Origin of the sequence: Paraburkholderia sp. GAS334 (assembly GCF_050436625.1) — a bacterium.
Lineage (GTDB): Bacteria > Pseudomonadota > Gammaproteobacteria > Burkholderiales > Burkholderiaceae > Paraburkholderia.
The window spans coordinates 12,989-35,393 of sequence record NZ_JBNDMO010000043.1 but is presented as its reverse complement, the minus strand read 5'-3'; the positions used below and the strand labels follow the sequence as shown (position 1 = coordinate 35,393).

Annotated in this window: 19 protein-coding genes and 4 pseudogenes; 12 read left to right on the top strand and 11 right to left on the bottom strand. The window is 61.5% G+C overall.

The genetic code is table 11. The features are described 5' to 3' along the window. Positions 1–286: 286 nt before the first annotated feature. From P3T21_RS35240 to P3T21_RS35225, 4 genes and pseudogenes are all read left to right on the top strand, one after another. Positions 287–1,270: an AraC family transcriptional regulator gene (locus P3T21_RS35240; protein ID WP_429260503.1), complete on the top strand. Its 984-nt coding sequence runs from the start codon at positions 287–289 to the stop codon at positions 1,268–1,270. 114 nt (positions 1,271–1,384) lie between these two features. Then, positions 1,385–1,951, top strand: a complete 567-nt coding sequence (locus P3T21_RS35235) for a carboxymuconolactone decarboxylase family protein (RefSeq protein WP_429260502.1) — start codon at positions 1,385–1,387, stop codon at positions 1,949–1,951. Then, positions 1,924–3,054, top strand: a complete 1,131-nt coding sequence (locus P3T21_RS35230) for an acyl-CoA dehydrogenase family protein (RefSeq protein WP_429260501.1) — start codon at positions 1,924–1,926, stop codon at positions 3,052–3,054. The genes P3T21_RS35235 and P3T21_RS35230 overlap by 28 nt, the downstream gene beginning before the upstream one ends. 54 nt (positions 3,055–3,108) lie before the next feature. Beyond that, positions 3,109–3,394 (top strand): annotated as a pseudogene (locus P3T21_RS35225) (ABC transporter substrate-binding protein); the annotation flags it as partial. Positions 3,395–3,397: 3 nt separating this feature from the next. Here P3T21_RS35225 and P3T21_RS35220 read toward each other — a convergent pair. Further along, positions 3,398–4,162: a PLP-dependent aminotransferase family protein gene (locus tag P3T21_RS35220; protein WP_429260506.1), complete on the bottom strand. Its 765-nt coding sequence runs from the start codon at positions 4,160–4,162 to the stop codon at positions 3,398–3,400. Then, complete coding sequence (locus tag P3T21_RS35215) at positions 4,081–4,614, bottom strand: hypothetical protein (protein ID WP_429260500.1); 534 nt, start codon at positions 4,612–4,614, stop codon at positions 4,081–4,083. Before P3T21_RS35215 ends, P3T21_RS35220 begins: the two co-directional genes overlap by 82 nt. Positions 4,615–4,797: 183 nt before the next feature. On the opposite strand from P3T21_RS35215, the pseudogene P3T21_RS35210 reads away from it, so the two are divergent. From P3T21_RS35210 to hisC, 8 genes and pseudogenes are all read left to right on the top strand, one after another. Next, a pseudogene (locus tag P3T21_RS35210) lies at positions 4,798–5,972 on the top strand (aspartate aminotransferase family protein). A 4-nt stretch (positions 5,973–5,976) separates the two neighbouring features. Further along, complete coding sequence (locus tag P3T21_RS35205; RefSeq protein ID WP_429260499.1) at positions 5,977–6,165, top strand: hypothetical protein; 189 nt, start codon at positions 5,977–5,979, stop codon at positions 6,163–6,165. Then, entirely contained in the window at positions 6,162–7,385 is a 1,224-nt protein-coding gene (locus P3T21_RS35200) for an MFS transporter (RefSeq protein WP_429260498.1), read from the top strand. The genes P3T21_RS35205 and P3T21_RS35200 overlap by 4 nt, the downstream gene beginning before the upstream one ends. Before the next feature lie 124 nt (positions 7,386–7,509). Next, the gene (locus P3T21_RS35195; RefSeq protein ID WP_429260497.1) at positions 7,510–8,922 is read left to right on the top strand and encodes a cytochrome ubiquinol oxidase subunit I; all 1,413 of its coding nucleotides are present in this window, start codon (positions 7,510–7,512) and stop codon (positions 8,920–8,922) included. A gap of 18 nt (positions 8,923–8,940) precedes the next feature. Beyond that, positions 8,941–9,942: a cytochrome d ubiquinol oxidase subunit II gene (gene cydB, locus P3T21_RS35190; RefSeq protein WP_429260496.1), complete on the top strand. Its 1,002-nt coding sequence runs from the start codon at positions 8,941–8,943 to the stop codon at positions 9,940–9,942. 101 nt (positions 9,943–10,043) lie between these two features. Beyond that, positions 10,044–11,471 carry a PLP-dependent aminotransferase family protein gene (locus tag P3T21_RS35185; protein ID WP_429260495.1) on the top strand — a complete coding sequence of 476 codons (1,428 nt, stop codon included), beginning with the start codon at positions 10,044–10,046 and terminating at the stop codon, positions 11,469–11,471. A 212-nt stretch (positions 11,472–11,683) separates the two neighbouring features. Then, a pseudogene (locus tag P3T21_RS35180) lies at positions 11,684–12,365 on the top strand (M24 family metallopeptidase). A gap of 215 nt (positions 12,366–12,580) precedes the next feature. Continuing rightward, a complete protein-coding gene (gene hisC, locus P3T21_RS35175) occupies positions 12,581–13,660 on the top strand; it encodes a histidinol-phosphate transaminase (RefSeq protein WP_429260494.1) in 1,080 nt (359 codons plus the stop codon). Between the two features lie 741 nt (positions 13,661–14,401). On the opposite strand, the gene P3T21_RS35170 is transcribed toward hisC, so the two are convergent. The 9 genes and pseudogenes from P3T21_RS35170 to P3T21_RS35130 form a co-directional block, all read right to left on the bottom strand. After that, positions 14,402–14,551 carry a hypothetical protein gene (locus P3T21_RS35170; protein ID WP_429260493.1) on the bottom strand — a complete coding sequence of 50 codons (150 nt, stop codon included), beginning with the start codon at positions 14,549–14,551 and terminating at the stop codon, positions 14,402–14,404. A 37-nt stretch (positions 14,552–14,588) separates the two neighbouring features. After that, a complete protein-coding gene (locus P3T21_RS35165; protein WP_429260492.1) occupies positions 14,589–15,437 on the bottom strand; it encodes an enoyl-CoA hydratase-related protein in 849 nt (282 codons plus the stop codon). 118 nt (positions 15,438–15,555) lie between these two features. After that, the gene (locus P3T21_RS35160; protein WP_429260491.1) at positions 15,556–15,759 is read right to left on the bottom strand and encodes a hypothetical protein; all 204 of its coding nucleotides are present in this window, start codon (positions 15,757–15,759) and stop codon (positions 15,556–15,558) included. A 276-nt stretch (positions 15,760–16,035) separates the two neighbouring features. Further along, positions 16,036–16,626, bottom strand: a pseudogene (locus tag P3T21_RS35155) (TetR/AcrR family transcriptional regulator); the annotation flags it as partial. Between the two features lie 15 nt (positions 16,627–16,641). Beyond that, the gene (locus P3T21_RS35150) at positions 16,642–16,812 is read right to left on the bottom strand and encodes a hypothetical protein (RefSeq protein ID WP_429260507.1); all 171 of its coding nucleotides are present in this window, start codon (positions 16,810–16,812) and stop codon (positions 16,642–16,644) included. Between the two features lie 260 nt (positions 16,813–17,072). Continuing rightward, positions 17,073–17,813: an OmpW/AlkL family protein gene (locus P3T21_RS35145; RefSeq protein WP_429260490.1), complete on the bottom strand. Its 741-nt coding sequence runs from the start codon at positions 17,811–17,813 to the stop codon at positions 17,073–17,075. A gap of 511 nt (positions 17,814–18,324) precedes the next feature. After that, on the bottom strand, positions 18,325–20,346 hold the full coding sequence (locus P3T21_RS35140) for an acyl-CoA synthetase (RefSeq protein WP_429260489.1): 2,022 nt from the start codon (positions 20,344–20,346) through the stop codon (positions 18,325–18,327). Beyond that, positions 20,343–21,299 (bottom strand): fumarylacetoacetate hydrolase family protein, encoded by a 957-nt coding sequence (locus P3T21_RS35135; protein ID WP_429260488.1) that lies wholly within the window; start codon positions 21,297–21,299, stop codon positions 20,343–20,345. The genes P3T21_RS35140 and P3T21_RS35135 overlap by 4 nt, the downstream gene beginning before the upstream one ends. Positions 21,300–21,333: 34 nt before the next feature. Further along, positions 21,334–22,404, bottom strand: a complete 1,071-nt coding sequence (locus tag P3T21_RS35130) for a VOC family protein (protein ID WP_429260487.1) — start codon at positions 22,402–22,404, stop codon at positions 21,334–21,336. Position 22,405 lies beyond the last annotated feature (1 nt).

The following is a 22,405-nucleotide window of genomic DNA, read 5'->3' as shown; positions in this document are numbered from 1 at the left end:
AAGCAGCTTTCGGCTGGGACCTGGACGAGTCATGCTCGCGGATATTGACCTTGAGCCCTCTTACATCAATGCCAGCAGGCTTTGCAGCAAGTTGGGCGAACGCGATCGCACGTTTCCAGGGAACGAAGTTTCATGCGGAAGATTCACTAACTGACAGCGCGGCTCGATGGTCGCGGTGTATCGCTCTCGTGCCATGACAGGAATATGCATCTCACTATATATTCTTTTGAATAGGACGGGCCGCACCGTAACGTGGTCGAGTCAACCTTACCGCCGTTGCATCGGAATGTCCGCGCAAACAGACAAAGTCGTTCACTGGCTCCTGTCCAGCCTGGAGCCTGAAAGCAAACTCTTTCACGTCGGCCAGTATTGCGGCGACTGGCAGGCGTCGACGTCGGGTCGCGCCAAGGCAAGCTTTCACATCATCTTGCACGGCTCGGCATGGCTGCACTTCGGCGATGGCCGCGAGAGCGTTCCGGTTGCTGAAGGTGAAGCCGTCTTTCTGTTGCGCGACATGCCGCACTGCCTCTCGCCGGACCCAATCAGTCCGGGGGCCGGGGCGGCAAACTCCAGTCAGCTGCCGATTGAGCGCCGCGGAACAATGCAACTGCTCGATGAATCGGTAAAGGACAGCGTCGGTCTGGCCTGCGGCTTCATCGAATTCCAGTCTGCGGTGTCTCGCGCGATTGTGTCGCTTTTCCCGGATTATCTGATCGTGCGGCATGGTGACGATGCGCACAAGAGCGTGCATGCGTTGTTCGATCTGATCCGCGCGGAAGGCAGGCATGGGGTGGATGAACCGTCGCCTCTGATTGATCGTTTGGTCGAACTGCTGCTGTTTTACGCGATGCGTGACGCTGCAAGGCACGACACCATAGCCAGTGGTCTCGCGTCGCTCATGCAGCGGGCTGGATTCAGTACGCTCGTCGCGGCGATCATCGAGTCTCCAGGCAATGCGTGGACGACCGATTCAATGGCGGCGTTCGCGAATATGTCGCGCACAGCCTTCTGCAAGCACTTTCGCGAGGCCTCGGGCCATCCGCCGATGCAGTTCGTCACGCTCATTCGCATGAGGCTCGCGGCGGATCTGCTGCAGAAGGGCTTGCCGATCTCGCGCGCTGGCGAACAGGTCGGCTATCAGTCGGAGTCAGCGTTTGCCCATGCATTCAAACGCACGATGGGCACGCAGCCTGGCGCGTGGCGTCGCGAGCGCGACAACTGGTCGCACACATCGACGGACAATGATCGGTCAGCGGTTCGACTGCACTAGCACAAGCGGAAGACCCCGCTTCGCGGGACAAACGCGCAGGAATCGCGAACGTTCGCGCATTGTGCGGCGGTGGGGCAGCCTCGAAAATGACCCTGCCTTCCCCTGGAGAAACCTGTGAGCCGTCTTCCCCTGCAAACCGTTGAAAGTGCGCCAGCCGCAAGCCAGCCGTTCCTCGAAAAGTCGCTGCGTGCAAACGGCTACCTGCCGAACCTGGTCCGGTCGCTCGCGAATGCGCCGGTCGCACTCGAAACCTATCTGACTGTCTCCGAAATCAACGGCCGCGCTGGCCTTACATTCGCCGAGCGCGAGGCGGTCCAGATCACTGCGGCTGCCGTTCACGGCTGCAGCTTCTGCGTGGCGGGTCACACCGCCGCGGCGTTGAAAAAGGCACAGATCGATCCGCCTGTCGTCGACGCACTGCGCGACGGTACGCCGATCACCGATACGCGGCTGGCCGCTGTCGCCGCTTTTACGCGCGCAGTGATTGCCACGCGCGGCGCCGTTGCTGACGACGCGCTCGAAGCCTTTCTCGCGGCTGGCTTTACGGACGCGAACGCCCTCGAGGTCGTGCTCGGTGTCAGCCTCGCGACGCTGTGCAACTTCGCAAACAACCTTGCACGCAATGAACTTAACCCCGAACTGGCGGCATACAGATGGGAACCTCAGACACAGGCCGCTTGAACGCGCCGGGACTCGACGCGTCGCTGACAGACTGGCTCTATTCGAACGCCACGCGACTCGACACGGGAACGGATCTGAAGGGAGACGTCGTGCCGCGCATGGCGTCGGCGGGGCTTTTCCGGATCGGCGTGCCTGCCGCGCTCGGGGGCTCGGGCGGCGACACGATAGATGCCATCGCGAGCATCGCCGCGGTGGCCGAGCGCTCGTTGACGGCCGCGTTCGTCCTCTGGGGGCATCGCAGCCTCATCGAGTACCTGCTGCATAGCCCGAACGCTGCGCTTCGTGAGCGGCTGTTGCCGGCGCTACTCGTCGGGACGCTTGCCGGTGCGAGTGGACTGTCGAATGCGATGAAGTTCCTGTGCGGGATCGAATCGCTTCAGATTGAAGCGGCACCCGAAAGCGATTCAGCCGGCATATGGCGTCTAAACGGCAAGATGGCCTGGGTAACGAACCTTCGCCCGGAGCGGTTCGTCGTCGCCGCAGCCGTCTCGTATCGCGATGGTCGCCCGTCAGCAATCCTCGCCATCCCGAACGACGCCCCGGGGCTGACGCGCAGCGCGGATCTCGATCTGATTGCGCTTCGCGGAAGTAATACGGCCGCATTGCGCCTCGAGAATGTTCCGGCCGATGCCGACTGGCTGATCCACCCGGATGCCCAGGCGTTCGTTCCCGCAGTTCGGCCCGCAATCCTGGGCTTGCAGTGCGGCCTTTCGATCGGACTTGCGCGACGCTCGCTCGCGGAAGCACGTCGTGCGGCAGAGACCCCGCGCAGCATTCTCGGTCAGCAGGTCGAGATGTGCGCGTCCGAGCTGGCCACCGCATGTGCCCTTCTGTCGTGCGGTATCGCCGATGGCAGCCTGCGTGTCCTGCCGAACCGGTTGTTCGAGCTTCGTATCCGGATGGCCTCGCTGGTTGCCGACGCTGTGAATCTTGAACTGGAGGCGAGCGGCGGACGCGGCTATCTCCGCGATGCTGAACTCGGGTTTGACCGTCGATGGCGTGAATCGGCGCTTATCCCGATCGTCACGCCGAGCGTGGTCCAGCTGAAAAGCCAGCTTGCCGAGCAGGCTCGGAGCGCCCAGCGTAACGCCCCCGACGCTTGACGCGCAGGCGTTGAGCTCGGCTACGGCGGGCATGAGCAATCCCTTGTCGGGCAGCTCTCGTGCCTTGGTGCGCGTGCCGCGACCGAGCCGGACGCGCCCGTTCGCATCGGCTGTCTGCCGATCACCGACGCCGCGCCGCTGCTGGTCGCGCACACGCACAACAATGGCTATTTCCAGTCTGAAGGCCTGGCGGTTGAGCAACCGAAGCTGTTGCGCACCTGCGCCCAGCTCGTCGAGGCGTCCCTCTCAAGCCAAGTCGATGTCGTGCACCTGCTCTGACCGACGACAGGATGGGCGCGGTTCTGCAGTCGTGTGCCGGTGAAGGTGGTCGCCCGGAACCGCGCTAGCGCGCGCCGGAGAGCACTCCGGCGAGCCGTCGCACGCCTTCGCCGATCTGCTGGGCAGTCGCGCTCGCGAACGAGAGTCGCAAACTGTCAACGCCGGCTCCGTCTGCGAAAAACGGCGCACCAGGAACATACGCGACCCCGGCTTCGATCGCCTTGGGCAGCAACGCCTGTGTGTTCACGCCCGACAGCTCGATCCACTGGAACATGCCGCCCCTGGCGGCAACGGTTACCAGCGGGACACTGTCCAGCTCTGCCTCGACGGCTCGGCGCATGATGCTCGCCTGTTTCGTGTAGTAGTGGCGTGCGCGCGAAAGGGCGGGCTCGAGCGAGCCTGCGTTCAGGAAGTGGTATCCGACCATCTGCGAGGTTGCCGACGAGTGCGTGTCGCTGATCTGCTTCGCCAGATGAATGTGGCGCATCAGTTCCGCCGGCGCGGCCAGCCACGCAAGGCGCAAGCCGGGAGCGATGACCTTCGAAAAGCTCGACAGGTGGACAACCCACTGACGTTCCTCGGCATTCGCGAGCGCGAACAACGACGGGGGCGGCGGATCCTGGAAATAGAGCTCACCGTACGCATCGTCCTCGACGATCAGCACGCCATGTCGCGCGGCAAGTTCCAGCACCTGCCTGCGGCGCCGCAGCGACAGGACGACGCCGGTCGGATTCGCAAAGTTGGGGATCAGGTACAGCAGCTTCGGCCGGTGCTGCTCGAAGATGGTTTCGAGGGCATCGACATGAAGACCATCGCTATCGGTCGGAATCGAGACCAGGTTCGCGCCGCGGGCCTGGAACGCCTGGATTGCGCCGAGGTACGTCGGGCCTCGACCGCGACCGCGTCACCCGGGTCGACCATGGTGCGCGCGATCAAATCGATGCCCTGCTGAGAACCCGACGTGATGACGATCCCGGACGCATCGATCCGTGTGCCGAACCCGCGACAGCGACTGGCAATCATCTCGCGCAATGGTTCATAACCCTGCACGCTGCCGTACAGCAACGCTGCGGGCATGGTCTGGCTCATGGTTCGTGCCATGGCGCTCTTCAAGGCGTCGACGTCGATCGCCACGGCGGGCGGAAAGCCACCGGCGAGAGAGATCACTTCCTCCCGGGAAAGCAGGGCGAACAGTTCGCGGATCGCGGAAGACCGGACGCGTGTGGTCGCCTCGGACGGGCGCAGGCGTAGAGGGCTGGCAGGGCTGTTAGCGATATTCACGATATGCCGATGTTTAGGGGACGATGCCAAGCATAGGGTGCCCGCCCCAGGCGAAACAGCAGCAGATGCGCGTTGTGTGGCCCAAGCAAGCGTTGCTGCGCATGTTTTCGCCATACCTGCTGCTGTGAAGTGCCGGCGCTCCGCTCCGACAATGTGCGACCGATCCCCTTTTCTCGGCCCAGCATGCAAAACGTCGATACCTCCTCCTATCTAATGCCGGTCTACATGCGCTCATCCCTCTCCTTCGAGCGCGGATCCGGCAGCACGCTTTACGCGACGGACGGCACCGCCTACCTGGACTTCGGCAGTGGCGTTGCAGTCAATGCGCTCGGGCACGGCCACCCGCGGGTCCTCGACGCGCTCATCAACCAGGCGTTCAAGCTGTGGCACACGTCCAATCTCTACACGTCACCGCAACAGGAGCGCCTCGCGCAGCAGTTGTGCGAGCTCACGTTTGCGGAGCGTGTCTTCTTCTGCAATTCCGGCACGGAGGCAGTCGAACTCGCGATCAAGGCCGCGCGCCGGTACCACTACGCCCGCGGCGACCACGAGCGCAACCGCATCATCACGGTCGAAGGCGCGTTCCACGGGCGTACGCTGGGTGCGCTGATGGCGACCGGCCAGGCGAAATATCTCGAGGGCTTTGGCCCGCTGCCTGGTGGATTCGATCAGGTTCCATTCGGTGATCTCGCCGCGCTTGAGCAGGCGATCACCGAGCGCACGGCTGCCGTCCTGGTGGAACCCGTGCAGGGCGAAAGCGGCGTGCGTCCGATGCCGCCGGGCTACGGGCGCTGTGCGACAGCTACGGAATTCTGCTGCTGCTCGACGAGGTGCAAACAGGCATCGGCCGCACGGGTCGCCTCTTCGCCTACGAGCACGAAGCGATTGAACCGGATGTGCTGGCCGCTGCGAAGGGACTCGGGGCCGGGTTCCCGATCGGGGCGACGCTCGCGACGGCGGAAGTCGGTGCAGTCATGACGCCCGGTAGCCACGGCTCGACGTTCGGCGGCAACCCGCTTGCAATGGAAGTGGCCATGGAAGTCGTCAGCATCATCAGCGCGCCTGCGTTCCTCGAGCGCGTTTGCGAGGCTTCTGCGAGCGTCATGGAGCGTGCACGGGATCTGGTTGCGCGCAACCCGAAGGTCTTCAGCGAAGCGCGCGGATCCGGGCTGCTGGTCGGCCTGCAATGCCTCGCGCCGCTATCCAAAGTCATTGCCCTCGCTCACAAGGAGAACCTGGTGTGCCTGCCGGCCGGCAACAACGTTTTGCGACTCGCTCCGCCGCTCATCATCGCGGACGCTGAGATCGACGAAGGCTTCGCGCGACTCGCGCGCGCGGCCGCCCGACTTTCACGGTGAACCCATGGGCGCTTCGCTCACTTCGATCCAGAAGTTCTGTCTGGCCGAATACGTCAGTGAGATCGTTGGCCGCGGCGCCGATTACGCCGCCTTCAGTGCGTGCCTGCTTGGCATCCTCGAAGACATTTCGGGTTTCGAGACCATCGGGCCGTCCGACGCGCTCATCCATGAGATATGGAGACTGTATAGATGAGGAATGAAGGATCAACTTCAGCGGGCGTCGGCGACGATCGACGCAACGTGCTCCTGGGAATGCTTTCGGCGGTCTCGTTCCTGATCTTCTTCCAGGCCTACATGGTCGCGCCAATCATCCCGACGCTTGCGTCGGACCTGCATGCCCCCGTTGATCGGATTGCGCTCGTCATACCCGCTTATCTGATCCCGTACGGCATCGGAACGCTGATCTACGGGGTTCTCGGCGACCGGCTCGGGATTCACCGCGTGATGTTCTTCTCGCTCGCGGCCTTCACTGCGCTCGCGTTCCAGACCGCCTCATCCACGTCCGTCGAGGACATGATCGGCTGGCGCATCGTCACGGGTCTCGGCGCAAGCGGCGCGGTGCCGCTCTCGGTCGCGCTCGTCGGCCGGCTCTATCCTTATGAGCAACGCGGCCGGGCGCTTGGCTGGCTGTTCGGCGCGATGGCCGGGGGCATGGCGCTCGGCTCGCCGCTCGGCGCGATGCTCATCCCGCTCACCGGCTGGCGAGGGCTGTTCATGGCGGTCGGTGCAAGCGGTCTGATCGCCCTGTTGCTGCTGGGACGCTACAGGCGATATCTCGGTTCTGCGGTGGAACCCACAGGCGCTTCGTTGAGCGGCGTCCTGCAGGGCTACCTGTATCTACTCGCCGACACCCGCGCGCGGCGCGCATACGCGTACGTGTTCCTGAATTCGATGTTCCACTCAGGCGTCTTCGCGTGGCTCGGCGTGTTCATCGGACAGCGATACCATGTTGGCCCTGCGGTGATCGGCTCTGCCCTGCTCGGCTACGGCATTCCGGGGACGGTGTTAGGTCCGCTGATCGGACGCGCCGCGGACAAATACGGGCGAGCGGCGTTGATCCCGGCCGGTCTTGCGATCGGTTCGGCCGCCGTCGCGGCGCTGCTGCTGTGCATGCCGCTGCTTGCCGTGCCGCTGCTGGCCACTGCCCTGTCGCTCGGCTATGACATGACCCAGCCGCTCTTTGCCGGTATCGTCACATCGTTCAGCGGCAAGCGCCCGGGACAGGCAATGGGTTTCAACGTCTTTTCCCTATTCATCGGCGCGGGCGTCGGCAGTCTCGTTTTCGGCGTGCTCGAGCGGCACGGCTTCACGCTCGCGTTCGGCGCTTTCGCGATCGTCGAAGTCGCGCTGGCGTTGTTCGCGCTACGTGTGTTCCGCAAGGAAGGACGGCGTGCGATGTTGCGCCGCAACTGAGGCGTTATGCCGCATCCATTTGGGCACTGCTACCCGATTTTGCGACTGATGTGCTGCTATGCGTCAGTGGCGGCACCGTCGAGAATGGGCCACCGATTCAAAGCCGAAATCAAAGGTGGCCCAAATGGATGTATTACACCTCGCGCGAATCCAGTTCGCGTTCACCGTGTCGTTTCACATCATCTTTCCCGCACTCAGTATCGGCCTGTCGAGCTTCGTTGCCGTGCTGGAAGGCCTGTGGCTCAAGACAGGACGCCAGGTCTACCGCGAGCTGTGTCTGTTCTGGTCGAAGATTTTCGCCGTCGCGTTCGGCATGGGTGTCGTCTCCGGCGTCGTCATGAGTTACGAGTTCGGTACGAACTGGGGCGGCTTCTCCAGCTTCGCGGGCGGCGTCACGGGCCCGCTGCTGGACTACGAGGTCATGACGGCGTTTTTCCTTGAGGCGGGCTTCCTCGGCATCATGCTGTTCGGGTGGAACCGGGTCGGCCGCGTGCCTCACTTCATCTCGACGGCGCTCGTTGCCATCGGAACGAACATTTCAATGTTCTGGATTCTCGCGTCGAATAGCTGGATGCAGACGCCGCAAGGTATCAAGGTCGTCGACGGTCGCGTCGTACCGGTGGACTGGTTCAAGATCGTTTTCAATCCGTCATTCCCGTATCGCTTGGTGCACATGGCGTTCGCCGCATTCATCGTCGCCGCGCTCGTCGTCGCTGCAACCGGCGCATGGCACCTGCTGCGGGGCCGTCGCGACCCTGCGGTGCGCACGATGTTCTCCATGGCGATCGGGCTGCTCGCCATCATCGCGCCGCTGCAGATCCTCGCCGGCGACGCGCATGGCCTGAACACGCGCCAGTACCAGCCCGCGAAGATCGCAGCTATTGAGGGCATCTGGGAGACCGAGCACGGCGGCACCGCGCTCAACCTGTTCGGCATCCCGGACATGAACGCCGAAACGACCCGTTTCCGCGTGTCGGTTCCGCACCTTGGCAGCGTGATCCTGACGCACACATGGGACGGCGAGATCAAGGGGCTGAAGGAATTCCCGAAGGAGGACCGCCCGGACTCGACCATCATTTTCTGGACGTTCCGCATCATGGCCGGGCTTGGCTTCCTGATGGCGATCCTGGCGATCACCGGCTTCGTGCTGAAGCGCCGCGGACGACTTTATGACTGCAAGCCGTATCACCGGTTCGCCTTGCTCATGGGGCCGACCGGCTTCATCAGTCTGCTCGCGGGCTGGATCACCACCGAGGTCGGCCGACAGCCGTGGGTTGTCTATGGCGTCATGCGCACCTCGAATGCGCTGTCGCCAATCACGGCGCAAGAGGTGGGCATCACGCTTCTCGCGTTCGTGGTGGTGTACGCGCTCGTCTTCGGCACCGGCATCTACTACCTGCTGCGGCTCGCCGTGACCGGACCTGCGGTGATCGCCGAAAACGACGGCGGCAAGCCCGTGCTTGTCGAGGCTGTGAAATCCAACAACCAGGAGCGCCGCGTCGTGGCCGACGCGCTCGATGGCCTCCGCGTCCACTAACGCAATCGGATCCTGAATATGGACATCACAATCGTTTGGGCCGCGATCATCGCCTTCGGTCTGGCCATGTACGTCGTGCTCGATGGCTTCGACCTCGGCATCGGCATCCTGTTTCCCTTGTTCCCCGACGACGATGAACGCAGCCGGTTGATGAGTTCCGTCGCGCCTGTCTGGGATGGGAACGAGACTTGGATGGTGCTCGGTGGTGCGTCGCTTTACGCCGTTTTCCCGATGGTGTACTCCGTCGTGCTCTCGGCGCTTTACATACCGCTGCTGTTCATGGCGATCTGCCTGATTTTCCGCGGCGTGGCGTTCGAGCTGCGTGGCAAGGCGCGGCGCACGCGGCACCTGTGGGACCTGGCGTTCATCGGCGGATCAACTGGGGCGACGTTCTTCCAGGGCGTCGTCATTGGGAGCTGGCTATCGGGGATTCCGGTCGTCGACGGTCATTTCGCCGGCGCGGCGTTCGACTGGTTCACGCCGTTCAGCCTGTTCACGGGCCTGGCACTCGTCGTCACCTACGCGCTGCTCGGCTGCTGCTGGCTGATCGCGAAGACGGACGGCGACCTGCGACGTCGCCTGTACCGCCTCGCCAAGCCCCTCACCGTGTTGCAGGTGGTGACGATCCTTGGTGTCACGTTGTGGACGCCGCGGCTCGCGCCGATGTTCAAGGCGCGTTGGTCCGATCCGGCTGTCATGCTGCCGGGGCTGCTTGCGCCTGCTGTCGTCGCCGTGTGTGCCTGCGGCGTGTTCTACGCCGTGCGTCATCGTCGTCGTACGCGTCCGTTCGTATTCGCGCTTGGTTTCGTGCTGGCCGGGTATATCGGCCTGCTCGCCACCATCTACCCGTTTGCGATCCTGCCGGGCGTGACCATCTGGCAAGCTGCAGCGCCGCATTCCAGCCAGACGTTCACGCTGATCGGCGCGGTTATCGTCGTGCCGGTCATTCTCGCTTACACCGCGCTCGGATATCGCGTGTTCCGGGGCAAAACGGATCACGCCGAATTGCATTACCACTGACAGCGTGCCGACAGGTTCGCCGGGGCGTCGTGCGCGACGGAACATCGCATGGCGTCCCGCGACCGGCCTGACACGCGACGAACATTCGAAGCAGACCCATCATGAAGCGCTACGAGGCTCTCGCCAACTCAATCGCCGATGGCATCGGCTCGGGCCAGATTCCAATCGGGTCCCGGCTGCCGTCCGTACGGCAGATCATCGCGCAGCGCGGTGTCAGCCAGTCGACGGTTTTCCGCGCGTACTATCTGCTCGAAGAGTGGGGACTGATTCGCGCCGAGGAGCGCTCGGGCTATTTCGTTACACCCGGCGCCGCGGTCAAACCTGCGCCATCTCACGAGTCCGTGTTGCCTGCAGAATCCACGCGCGTCGACATCAGCGAGCTGGTGTTTTCCGTGCTGGACGCTGCAAAGCATCCGGGCATCGTACCGCTCGGCTCAGCATTCCCCTCTCCCCTGTTGTTCCCGTCGGCGCGCCTGCTCAAATCGTTGGGCCAAGGCACACGTGCACTCAGTCCATGGAGCACCGTCGCTGATCTGCCGCCCGGCAACGACCAGCTGCGCCGCCAGATCGGGTTGCGCTACGTGGCCACAGGCGTGTCGGTGCCGCCCGAGGAGATCGTCGTTACCAACGGTGCGCTCGAGGCGCTCAATCTCTGTCTTTCGGCTGTCACGCGCCCCGGCGACGTCGTCGCGGTCGAATCACCTGTCTTCTACGCGGTGTTGCAGGCCATTGAGCGGCTTGACTTACGCGCGGTCGAGATTCCGGTCCATCCTGTCACAGGCCTCGACCTCGACACACTCGCGGCCGCGCTCGACAACCATCCGATCCGCGCATGCTGGTTCATGACGAATTTCCAGAATCCGACCGGCGTGACGCTTTCTGATGAAAAGAAGAAGGCCCTGGTCGACATGCTCGCTGCGCGCGACGTGCCGTTGATCGAGGACGACGTCTATCAGGAACTGCATTTCAGCCGCGACCGGCCGGTGCCGGCGAAGGCCTTCGATAATAACGGACTCGTCATGCATTGCAGCTCGTTTTCGAAGACGCTTGCGCCGGGTTTTCGCATCGGGTGGGCGTCGGCGGGGCGCTTCGCTGATCGCGTGCAACGGCTAAAACTGATGACGACGCTCTCGGCTAGCAGCCCCGCGCAGGCGGGGATTGCCGACTACCTTGAGAACGGCGGGTTCGATCGACATCTGCGCAAGCTGCGTGCCGCGATGCAGACACAACGTACCGTAATGGAGACGGCCTTGCGACACTACCTGCCGCGTGAGGTGCGATGGGTAACGCCAGCCGGCGGCTACTTCTTATGGCTGCAATTGCCAGATGCGGTCGACGCGATGGCCCTGCACCGGCTCGCGATTAGCCACGGCATCAGCATCGCGCCCGGCCCGATCTTCTCGGCCACGCACGCGTTCCAGAACTGCGTCCGGATCAACTTTGGGCACCCATGGAGTGTCAAAATTGATGAAGCCACACGTGCCCTCGCCGAGATACTCGACGATCCAACCGTGCACGGTTCCACCTGAGCTATTTCCGTAGCGGCGACCCTGACGACATGTAGGCGCTTTGCGAGCTGCAATCCCTATCGATGGTCGGCCCCTTCAGATCGATGGCACGAAAGATTGCACGTTTGGCGGTAAACCGCGCTTCAGTGGAATTTTCAGGCACGCAGCGAACATCCAGAATCTACGCCAGCGGTGAGGCAACCCTGCCCACGCATCTAGTGAAGAGTTAAGAGATGAGCGATGTTCTTGCGTCGGCTGAGCGCGTTGGGCCTACATTTTCGATTGATGGCATGCTGCTGGCGCGTGAGAAGACCCGTGAGGCGATGCGCCGGATTGCGGCGCGCGTCAAGCCCGGCATGGTCGAGGAAGACGCGGTCGAGATGGCGAAGAGCGTTCTCACAGGGATGGGCCTCGCACTGAGCTGGCACCCGACGCGTGTGCGTCTCGGCGCCAACACCATCAAGCCGATGAAGCAGGCCTCGGTTCCGGGTGTCGTTCTTCGGGAAAACGATATTTTCTTCATCGACATCGCACCGCGCGTCGACGCCTGGGAAGGCGACGGCGGCGCATCGTTCGTCGTTGGACAGAACGAGGCCTATGAGCGGTGCGCGCGCGATGCGGAGCGCCTCTTTCATGAAGTCCGCGAGGTATGGGAGAAGAAACGGCTGACCGGCCAGGCGCTGTATGCATTCGCCGACGATACGGCGCGCGATGGGCTGGGAATTGAACTTCGATCTGCCTGGTCACCGCGTTTCGGATTTCCCTCACGCAACGATCTATAGCGGATCGCTCGCCGATCTCGAAGCCACGCCTTCCGCGATGCGCTGGATTCTCGAGATCCATTTGCGCGACCCGCACATGCGATTTGGTGCGTTCTTCGAAGACATGCTGTTGGACGACGAATTTTATAGCTGAGCGTTGGGACCCGCACAAGCAGAAATACACGCTGATAATACCTGTACTCTAGCCTTGACCAAGGCTGGCAAAGATCTTCGTGGTCGATCCACGAGCGGTAAGCCGCTACCTGCTGTTCGGGTCGCTGGGCCACTGCACCTAAACGTTTGACAAGCACGCCGGCTCCGATAGAGCGTGCTTAACGTGTCAACTTCGTTTCCCAATTGGAGGCCGCATTGAGCCGGTACTGGAGCAAAATCGTTCATCACTTGGTGCCCTACGTACCGGGCGAGCAACCGCCATCCACACGTGCGATCAAGCTCAACACCAACGAGAATCCGTATCCGCCCTCGCCACGCGTCGTTGAAGCGATTCTGCGCGAGGTGGGCCATGGCGCTGAGCCCTTGAGGCGCTACCCTGATCCCGAATCGCGTCGGTTGCGCGAAACTGTCGCCGCATATCACGGCATCCGACCGGGACAGATTTTCATCGGAAACGGGTCCGATGAAGTGCTGGCGCACGCGTTTATGGCCCTCCTCAAGCAGGAACGCCCTCTGCTATTCCCCGATATCACTTACAGCTTTTGCTCAACTTATGCGAGGCTCTACGGTGTTGACTACCGGACAGTCCCCCTCGGCGATGCATTCCAGGTTTCTGTCGACGACTATACCGTTCCGAACGGTGGTGTACTTCTTGCGAATCCGAATGCGCCGACCGGTAGGTCGTTGCCCCTCGCCGCGATAGAGCAACTCGTCGCGCGCAACACCGAGTCCGTCGTTGTCGTCGACGAAGCATATGTTGATTTCGGTGGCGAGTCGGCGCTTGCGCTAATCGACCGCTATCCTAATCTGCTCGTCGTACAAACGATGTCGAAGTCGCGTTCGCTCGCCGGCATGCGGGTTGGTTTTGCGTTCGGTAGCGAGACACTGATCGAGGCTCTGAATCGTGTCAAGAACAGCTTCAACTCATACCCGCTCGATCGCGTCGCGCAAGCTGCGGCCATCGCCGCGTACGAAGACGATGCGTGGTTTCGTGCGAACTGTGCGCGGGTAGTGGCCGCGCGAGACCGGTTGACATCGGGGCTTCAGACGCTTGGATTCCACGTCGTGCCTTCAGCGGCAAACTTCGTTTTTGCGCTGCACTTAAACTGCGACGCCGGCGCCCTCGCCATAAAATTACGTGAGCAGGGCATTTTCGTGCGTCACTTCGCGGCGCCATGGATCGACCAGTACCTGCGGATCACAATCGGTACCCGAGACGAATGTGACGTGCTCCTCGCTGCAGTCGGTACGCTTGTTAGTGAAGCCCCAGCGTGAAAGAGTCGATGAAACCTACGGAATTTCCCACCACAGTCGCATGTTTAAAGTAGCTGGCAATGCCCCGGTCCCGCTGATGCAACATTCACGGTCGCGAATCGAAAGACCGCTTGCTGGTGGGGAGCCGACGTCTGAACGTCCGAGCGACGCGGCGGGCGAATGACGCCTCCTTGCCGGACTCGGCCCGACGGAGACCGCGATCGATCGGTGATCGCAGCAGGTGTGCGAAGGGCAAAAATCGGCCGAGGCTGTGCGAAAACGCAAAACTACGCGGTTTTCGGGTGTCGCTTTACCCTTGCCGAGGTGCTTCCAAGCCGATATGGCGCGATCTGAAGGGTCGATTTTTTAGAACGCCATGTTCCGCATGCGTTTTCACACAGCCTCGACCCGTTGCTGCCGGTCGCGTAGGCGCGACGGGTGGCCGTTCTGCCGGTCAAAGCCGACGCCCGGCTGCCGAGCCCGGATGCAGGGTTTTCAACCGGAGCGCACGTTCGAGGACCGTGTGAACTATCCGTTCCTGCTCACAACGATTCGATCGCAGTTGCTTGACCCTCCCATCGTTGGAATGTCTACGCTGCACAGAACCGTAAGCGAAAGGAACAATCAATGTTGATATCTCGCCGCAAATTCCTGCTGACGTCCGTCGCCGCCGCATCAGCGGCGCTTGCTGCATGTGCGCCATCGCCGGTCAGCGGTTTCAAGTCAGTCACCAACGGAAATAATGGCAACACGCCGCGCCGTCTAGTTGCCGAGACCCGTTCGATCGAAGTCAACGGCCGCGCCGCGACGGTGTTCGGACTGCGTCAGCCAAACGGCACGCGCGGCCTGTTCCTTGACCCGGGCGAGCGCTTCGCGGTCGAACTGGAGATCTTCCCAGCTGGACGGCTGCAAACCAGCGAGTGCGGGACTGGGCTGCAGCGGTTCCCTGTCACCGCGGATTGCCCGTCTCGCGGGTTGTCAGCGGCGACAGTGCGTCGAAGCGACCCTGCCGCTCTCCATGCCAGGCGGAAATTGCCTCGGCGAGGTCGTGGGTGTCGAATATGGCGCTTTGCAGCAAGGCCATATGTCGCAGAGATTCGGACGTACTATGATCGCGCGCGAAGTTAATCGCAGTCTTGCACCCAGCAACGGCCAGCGGGGACTTCGACGCGATGGTTCGGGCCAGCTCCATCGCGTGTCGGAGCAGCGCCTCGGCATTGGGCAATACGGCATTCACCAGGCCGACTGCCAATGCACGCTCGGCGCTCAACCGCTCACTGGTGTAGGCCATCTGGCGAGCCACGCCGACGGGAATAATCTTCGGGAGGCGCTGCAGCACACCGAGGTCAGCCGTCATGCCGATTTGAGTTTCCTGCAGTGCGAAGAATGCATCGGTCGTGCAAATTCGAATGTCGCAGGCGACGGCGAGATCGAGGCCTCCGCCGATGCAGCCACCCTGAATTGCGCAGATGACGGGAAACCGGACCTGATCGAGCGTATCGAAGCAATCCATCAGATTTCTCAACGCATGCTGGAAGCCCAGCCGGGCCCGTGGGCTGCTGTTGTCAAACGCATCCGTCGTGCCGGTGAAGACGTCGAGCGCCATGCCGGCCGAAAAATGCTTTCCAGTGGAACTGATGACAAGGGCACGGGTGTCGCCCGCGGCATCGAGCGCCAGCACGGCGTCTCGCAACCCGGTGAAGAAGGCCAGGCCCATCGTATTGAAACGGTCGGGACGGTTCAGCTGGAGATGTGCGATGCCGGATTCGTTGCTGATCTGAAAGTATTCGTTATGCATGAATAGCCTCGCGAAGTCTGCCGTGAGTCTGCGGCGATTTTCCCAGTTAGTAGCCAATGGACGACTGACGCGATTTGAGTTCCCTCAATCGCCGATAGCTTGCGCCGCCATACCGTGGTCACTCCGACGGCCCTGATGCAGGAAACGGACTATGCCAGTCCATCCAGTCGTATAAGTCGCTATGGTGCGCCCATGCCCAGTTCCTTGCTGGAGTAGGATTAATCACCTCGACGACATCGTTCGACGCCGAACCCACGTCGCGCGGGTCATTCGTGCCGCTTCGGTGGTCGATATTTTGGGAATTCGTATGGTCGTAATACATGGCCAATCTCCTTTGACAGCTTGACATACACAACTACCGGCGCCAACGGGACGAGACTTGAAGACCTTTATGGGGGGCTTCGACTTCTGACGGCCGCCAGGGTGATCTGGGTACAGTGCGTTGGCCAGGCAGTTGCCTTCAAATTCATCGTGCTGGGCGCTGGTCATGGATATTGTCGGCGCCCGCGGTGGGCGTCCGACGTCCGCGGCCTCGCTCGGGCACGCCCGCCCGATGATCGGCCTGCGGTATTTCTTCCGACTGCCGCCGCGATATGCAGGAAAAAAATCCGGCAAGCACCGTCTGCATCACCTTGTCGCTTACCATCTGCGGGTCGCACAGTCTGAAGAACTGCACACCATCGCACAGGCTCACCAAGACGAGTGCGAGGGCGTCCGCCTGCAGCGGCAATGAGCTGCCGTCGCGCTCCGAAAACGTGCGGATGTACGCGCTGACCTGGTCGAGCTTTTCATTCTGGAAGGCGTTAAAGCGTTCCTGAAACCCCGCGTCTCGATACGCGAGTAGTTTTGCTTCGACCCAAAGCAGAAAGAAGTCTTGATCACGAAAATATCGGCTGTAGTATGCGATGGCGCGCGCCGTCGTTCCCGCGGGCGTGCCGCCCTCTTCCATGATCGCCAGCAGGTTGGCCCGCGCGCTGTCGTGGTCCCGGCGCAGCAACTCAAGCAGCAGTTCCGGCTTGCCATCGAAATTCGAGTAGAACGCGCCGCGCGTGTAGCCGGCGGCCTCGGCGATGTCCTCCACGCTTGTGGCGGCCAATCCCTTTTTGACGAACATCGTCCGCGCAGCCTCAAATAAGTGCTCACGCGTCCGCTCTTTGCGCTGTGCGTGTGTCAGGCGTTCCCGTTTCATGGCATAACTTACTGGTCAGATCGCCATCTGCGGTGCCGCGTAAGTGTGCGAAACCGCCTCGGACCGCTTCCAGTCCACGAGATCGCGCTCCTTCAGGCGATCACGATAGACGGGAAAGCGGCGTGCCGTCAGGTCAAGGACCGTTTGCAAGACAAAAAGAATGGTCTTGAGGACCTGTCGTTTCATTATTCGATCCAAAGAGAAACTCTGTTGCGCAAGCGGTGGCATGACTGACCGCTTCCCCGAGCGTGCGAGCGGCCCGGGCGAGCGCGGTCATGCCGGACTGTGGGTCAGAGACCCTGCATCGCCGCGCCCTGTTGCCGCGACGTGTCGTAATCGACCGTGAGGTCGCAGACCGGCAGCCAGGTCCGGGTAGCGAAAAATAACGTCCATGTCTTCGATGAGCGTTCAAATCTCTCGATTGACGCATTGACCACCTGTACGCGCTAGAACGTATAGGCGACGTTTAGGAAGACGTTAAGCGGATTGAGTCGGAGCGTCGATTTGGAAACGATCTGCGTTCCAGTCGCGGTCTGCCCGTATAACGTCAGGTGGGTCTTCACCGGAACGTAGCCCAGAGAGGTTCCGACCGACCAGTGTTTTGTAATCGCGTAATTTGCCCCGACCTCGAATACAGGATTCCACGATGAACTGAGTGTCGCACGTGCCGAGCCGCCTGGACCAAGGCTATCAGTGACAAACTGGCTATTGGTTGTCCGAACCTGGGTGAACCACGTATAGTTCACGCCGAGCCCTATGAACGGACGGAATTTCGATTCGGCTGAAAACAGGTGGTATCGAAGTTCAATGGCGGGCGGCATCGGCCTTGTCGTGCCGAGGTTGCCATACTTCTGTAGCGTCCCGTCGCCAATCAGATTCACCTTCATCGGTAGTCCAAAAAGCATGGCGACACCAATGTTGTCCGTGACGTAGTACTCGGTGGTAATTCCCACCGTATCCGTTGAGCTCGCATGCGCTCCGCTACCAGATAGCTGCTGATTCACCGCTACGCCGCCAATGCTTTCCACGGTTAGTGGCGTTGCGTCGCCCTGTGGTGCGACGTGAAGCCATCCTGTCGACAGCGTTATGCTTCCGGCCGACTGCGCATTGGCATTGTCGAAAAGCCCAGCCGAGCAGATGCAAGCCGCCATACCGACTGAGTTGATTATTCGCCTGTAATTTCTCATGTGTCTCGTCCCGTCTCTTTGTCTGGAAATTTTTATGAATCAGTGGTGTTGCCGTTGGATCTGCTCAATTGATTGTTTTCCTCCCTTTCGTATGGCTACACATGCCGCATCCTCCGATCGACCTGCACTCTAGTAAGCGTGCATCGCCAGGCGTTCCGTCTCAGGCGGGAACACGCACCACGCGCCGTCGCGGTGCCGGAAGAAAAAGAATCCAACCGGACCTGTCGGTAGCAGTAGCTCGATACGAACACAGGGTCCCTGATTCGAGCGCGCGCGGCCGAGTCGGGTAACCCGAACCGGCGTCGAAGGAGTCGGTCCGAGCCATTTTTCAACCTGCGAACGCAAAGACCTTTCTGATGCAACACCCATCTTCTTTCCCTTCAAACAATTAGGTGTTCTAATCTATAGACATCGTCAGGCATTTGAACCGCCGCATCGCGGCGCGTATGCGCTGACTAGCCTTTAATCTGGGCGCATGACCGAGCGCGTCCGTTTGATCTCGGGGCTCGTGTCACGTTGGGCTGCCCCGCGTATCTGTCGATGCGGCGTCTGTCCCCGTCGGTTGCTCGGCCCGTGATGGCCTCGCCGCGGCCGAGATCGAAAATGCAAACGGAAAACGCCCGAGCGCGGAAGTCGCCAATGCTTCAAACGCGGGGTCGGCAAGTTCGACGTGGAGTGACATTCCGAGCGAGGTGTCATCAATGAGGCTAACGGTTGCATCCTTGACGCCAGCCTCTAAGAGGGCCGACTTCACGGCGTCTGCCGTTTCGCGCCGTTTCAGCGCCGGCTTGAAGATCTTGCCGATGCCCGTCAACGGCATCGTGTCCACGATCCGTATCCCCTTTGGCAACGCGGCGCGTTCGTTGATCTCACGACGCAGAAACTCGGCCAGTTCCGCCTCGGTTGCCGTTGTACCTGGCTTTAGCTGCACATAGGCAACCGGCAACTCACCCGCGTGCATATCGGGACGCCCCACAGCTGCGGCAATCTGGACTGCGGGATGGCGATGCAGTGGTTCTTCGATTGCCGCAGGGTCGATGTTGTGTCCGCCCCGGATAATCAGCTCCTTCTTCCGCCCGGTGAGCCAGAAGTAACCATCGGGGTCGCAGCGGCCGAGATCCCCGGTATTGAGCCAGAGTCCGCCGTCACCACCTTCCATCCAGATACCACTGTTCTGCTCCGGCCGGGTATAGCCAACGAACACGTTTGGCCCGGAGATAACCAGCTGGCCGACCTCGTCCGCAGAACAATCCCGTACATACCGGCCGGTCTCATCGACCACGACTGCTTTCATAGCCTGACCGGGGAGACGAAGACCAATCGAACCGACCCTGCGCTCGCCAAGCGGAGGGTTAACGCTGCTAACGCAGGTACCTTCGGTGAGGCCGTAGCCCTCAAGGATTCTTATTCCCGTACGATCCTGGAAAGTGCGAAGTAATTCCACCGGCATGGGGGCGGCGCCGCACAGACCATACTCGAGCGATCTGATATCGTGCTCGCCAACTGGAACGTCCAGCAGCGATCCGTAGAGTGTCGGGACAGCGCTGAAGAAGTTGATGCGGTAATGCTCGACAATTTCCCAGAAGCGTTTTACAACGCCCTCGCCCCGATAACCTTGCGGTGTGCCGAGCACGACGTGGGCACCACGCGAGAACGCCAGCAGGCCTGTCACCATCACAGCGTTCACGTGGAAAAGCGGCAGTCCGCAAAAAATCGCTTTTCCCGGACCAATGCTTTCGCCGAAGAATTGACCCGCGTTCCACGCATTGGCCACCTCGTTGCCGTGCCGTCGAATCGCAATCTTCGGCAGTCCGGTGGTGCCGCCCGTGCAGAAGAAGGACGATACATCATCGATGCTCATCCGACGCGTGCCGCTGAGCGCCACCCCGGACTCCCTCGCGATGGCAGTGCTGAAATCGTGGATGCCAACATGCGCAGGAACGGCACTGTGAATGCCGCCAGGTCCGTGCAGTCTTGAGCACTCGCCACGTTGAAGCATCCGGGCCGTGAATCCCTTTTCGCCCGGCATGCGGTCGGCCGGATTCACGAGCACGAGATGTTGCAGGCAAGGGACCTTGCGCAGCACCGCTTGCACCTTCTGCCAAAGGTCGGTTCCGGGAAACGGCGCCAGGGTTACGAGCACGCTCGCACCTGAGGCGTTGAGCAGTTCGCCGATGGCTTCGCCCTCAAGCAGCGGATTGATCGCGCAGACAATCCCGGCGGCTTCCCCGCCCCAGATCACAAAGTGCGTTTCAGGGAGGTTGGGCAGAACGTACGCGACAACCGAGTCGCGCTGCACTCCCATACGGGCAAACATGTTCGCGGTTCGCGTGACATCACGCACGAGTTCACTATACGTCCAGCACTCAGCGTCCCGGTGATCGTCGGCGGTTGCAAAAAACGAAAGTGCGGGTGCCGACGGATTGATGGCCGCACCCCGACAGATCATCTCGTAGGTGCTAGACGGCAGATCCGCTGGCTGCCCTTGCACCTCGATGGCAAGGACATCGTCCATGTTTGCGATCCCTTTCATTCTGCCTCGTCCACGACGACGTTACGTTGCGCGCCCAGATCGATCGACCCGTCGCGACTCGCGATGCGCGCCTCCACGACGTCGCCCGCCCGCAGGTACTGCGGCCTCTCCTCCTGCATCTTCAGGAAAAGCCGCCACTTTTCCGCTTCAGGCAGTTGCGCCGCGGCGCGCTGCTTTTCGGGCGACGGAATGGTCAATGCACAACCGGCGGGCGTGCCCGTCGCGAGCAGATCCCCGGTGCGAAGATCGTGCACGCCCGACAGCTCCGTCAAGGTCTCAGCCGGGCCGTAGACAAGATTCGCCGTGGAATCGCTCTGGCGGACGGTTCCGTTTACCGTCAGCGTCAGATCGAGGTCCTTCAGCTTCGGCATATCGTGCCGCTCGAAGAGGCAAAGGTAAGGACCGACAGGGCCGAATGTGCGATAGCTCTTGCCCTTGTAGAACTGCATCTGCGGAATCTGGATGTCGCGCGCGGAATAGTCGTTGACGATCACGGCGCCGGCGATGTAGTCATGCAGGTTCCCGTCGGTGACAGTTGCGCGGGACGTGACATCGCGTTTGAGGACAAGACCGAGTTCGATCTCGTAGTCGAGGAACTGCACCTCGTTTGGCTTCACCACAGGCGAGTTGGCCGGAACGATGCAGCTCGTCGCCTTCGTGAAGATCATGTTGAATTTCTTCACATCCGGGTCCATGCCGGACTCGATCATATGTTGGCGGTAATTCGCACCCTGGCAGATGAACTGCTGATTGGCGGTCACGGGCGACAACCATTGCACTTCCGATTCGGAAAGCATCGGATCGCTCAGCACGGCCAGCCGTTCAACCGGATTGGCTTCGATAAAGTCCGCGGTCGTCTTGAACTCGCCGGGAACCGGCGTGATAGCGCCGTTAGCGACGACGCCCCACTGGGCGCGACCATGATGCCTGTAATGCAGAACGTGAAGTGCCATTTATAGATCTCCGGATTCTATGGAAGGGGTTGGTTCAGCCGAAAAGCTTTGCCAGCGTCCGCAGCTTGCTCAGCGTCAGGTCGGGGCTGCGGCGCAGGTTTCTGAAGAGCGCCACAATGCTTGCCGGCGTGAATCTGGGCTTCGTGAAGCTGCGCGGCATCGTCGGTCCCCATTGCGCCATTGCTTCGCGGTTCACCGCGTGTACACCCGCCGGAGCATCGGCCGTAAAGAGATCGCCGTCGCAATAGTGCTCATGCTTGTCGCCCCACGGGTCCTGCCAGTAGTCGAAGATCTGGCTGCCCAGGATATGACGGCCAATTCCCCACGCGTGCGTCCAGCCCTTCTCGCGCAGGACGCGCTGGCCCATACCAACCGCGTCGGCGTCGACGACTTCGTAGGCGCTATGGCTGTAGGTGGGCACGAAGCCTTGTGCAAGCGCGAGCGTATGGTGATCGGCCGGCTTGTCGCCGAGATCGAGCCGCATGAACGCGACGACGGGCGAGCCATCGGGAAGTACCTGCACATCGCTCGGGATGAAGCCAAAATGCCGCGTATACCATGCGCAGGTTTCCTGATAGTCGGCGAGTTCGAGCACGACATGTCCGAGCCGGATAACTTCGGGCGCGGACTCGGGCGGTCGCTGCGTCCGGTTAATCCGGACGGCCGCATCCACGGAGTTGAACGGCAATGGCGGCCGATGGGATAGAGTCGAAGCTGGCGCCTGGCCCCATATTGCATCGACACGAAAGCCGGAAGGGTCGGTCAACCGGACCATATAGCCGCCGCCGGGCAACGGCAACCGCTCGACCTCAGAGGCGCCAGGCACTTTTGCAAGCGCATCAAGATCGGCCCTGCTGTCGACCCGTAGCCCAAAACCAACGAACCGGGATTTCGGCGCCTTTCGGACGACGTAGCAGAAATGCGAAGCACCCGTTCCCCGCAGCAGGACGAGCGCATCAGTGCGCGATACAGTTCGGAGCCCGAAATCATTGAGAAATTGCTCGGCTTTCTCGAGATCTGGGCGGTCGAATATCAGATAGGCCAATGCCGACGCTTTCGTCGTGGGATCGGGGTGACGGGACGGCTGTACAGTAGTCAGTTTCATG

Excerpts from the sequence above, each read along its gene's own strand:
- P3T21_RS35240 (WP_429260503.1), top strand. The coding sequence starts at position 287 with ATGTCCGCGCAAACAGACAAAGTCGTTCACTGGCTCCTGTCCAGCCTG.
- P3T21_RS35230 (WP_429260501.1), top strand. The coding sequence starts at position 1,924 with ATGGGAACCTCAGACACAGGCCGCTTGAACGCGCCGGGACTCGACGCG.
- P3T21_RS35205 (WP_429260499.1), top strand. The coding sequence starts at position 5,977 with ATGGGCGCTTCGCTCACTTCGATCCAGAAGTTCTGTCTGGCCGAATAC.
- P3T21_RS35130 (WP_429260487.1), bottom strand. The coding sequence starts at position 22,404 with ATGAAACTGACTACTGTACAGCCGTCCCGTCACCCCGATCCCACGACG.
- P3T21_RS35135 (WP_429260488.1), bottom strand. The coding sequence starts at position 21,299 with ATGGCACTTCACGTTCTGCATTACAGGCATCATGGTCGCGCCCAGTGG.
- P3T21_RS35160 (WP_429260491.1), bottom strand. The coding sequence starts at position 15,759 with ATGTATTACGACCATACGAATTCCCAAAATATCGACCACCGAAGCGGC.
- P3T21_RS35200 (WP_429260498.1), top strand. The coding sequence starts at position 6,162 with ATGAGGAATGAAGGATCAACTTCAGCGGGCGTCGGCGACGATCGACGC.
- P3T21_RS35150 (WP_429260507.1), bottom strand. The coding sequence starts at position 16,812 with ATGAAACGACAGGTCCTCAAGACCATTCTTTTTGTCTTGCAAACGGTC.
- cydB (WP_429260496.1), top strand. The coding sequence starts at position 8,941 with ATGGACATCACAATCGTTTGGGCCGCGATCATCGCCTTCGGTCTGGCC.
- P3T21_RS35185 (WP_429260495.1), top strand. The coding sequence starts at position 10,044 with ATGAAGCGCTACGAGGCTCTCGCCAACTCAATCGCCGATGGCATCGGC.
- P3T21_RS35140 (WP_429260489.1), bottom strand. The coding sequence starts at position 20,346 with ATGAAAGGGATCGCAAACATGGACGATGTCCTTGCCATCGAGGTGCAA.
- P3T21_RS35195 (WP_429260497.1), top strand. The coding sequence starts at position 7,510 with ATGGATGTATTACACCTCGCGCGAATCCAGTTCGCGTTCACCGTGTCG.
- P3T21_RS35145 (WP_429260490.1), bottom strand. The coding sequence starts at position 17,813 with ATGAGAAATTACAGGCGAATAATCAACTCAGTCGGTATGGCGGCTTGC.
- P3T21_RS35165 (WP_429260492.1), bottom strand. The coding sequence starts at position 15,437 with ATGCATAACGAATACTTTCAGATCAGCAACGAATCCGGCATCGCACAT.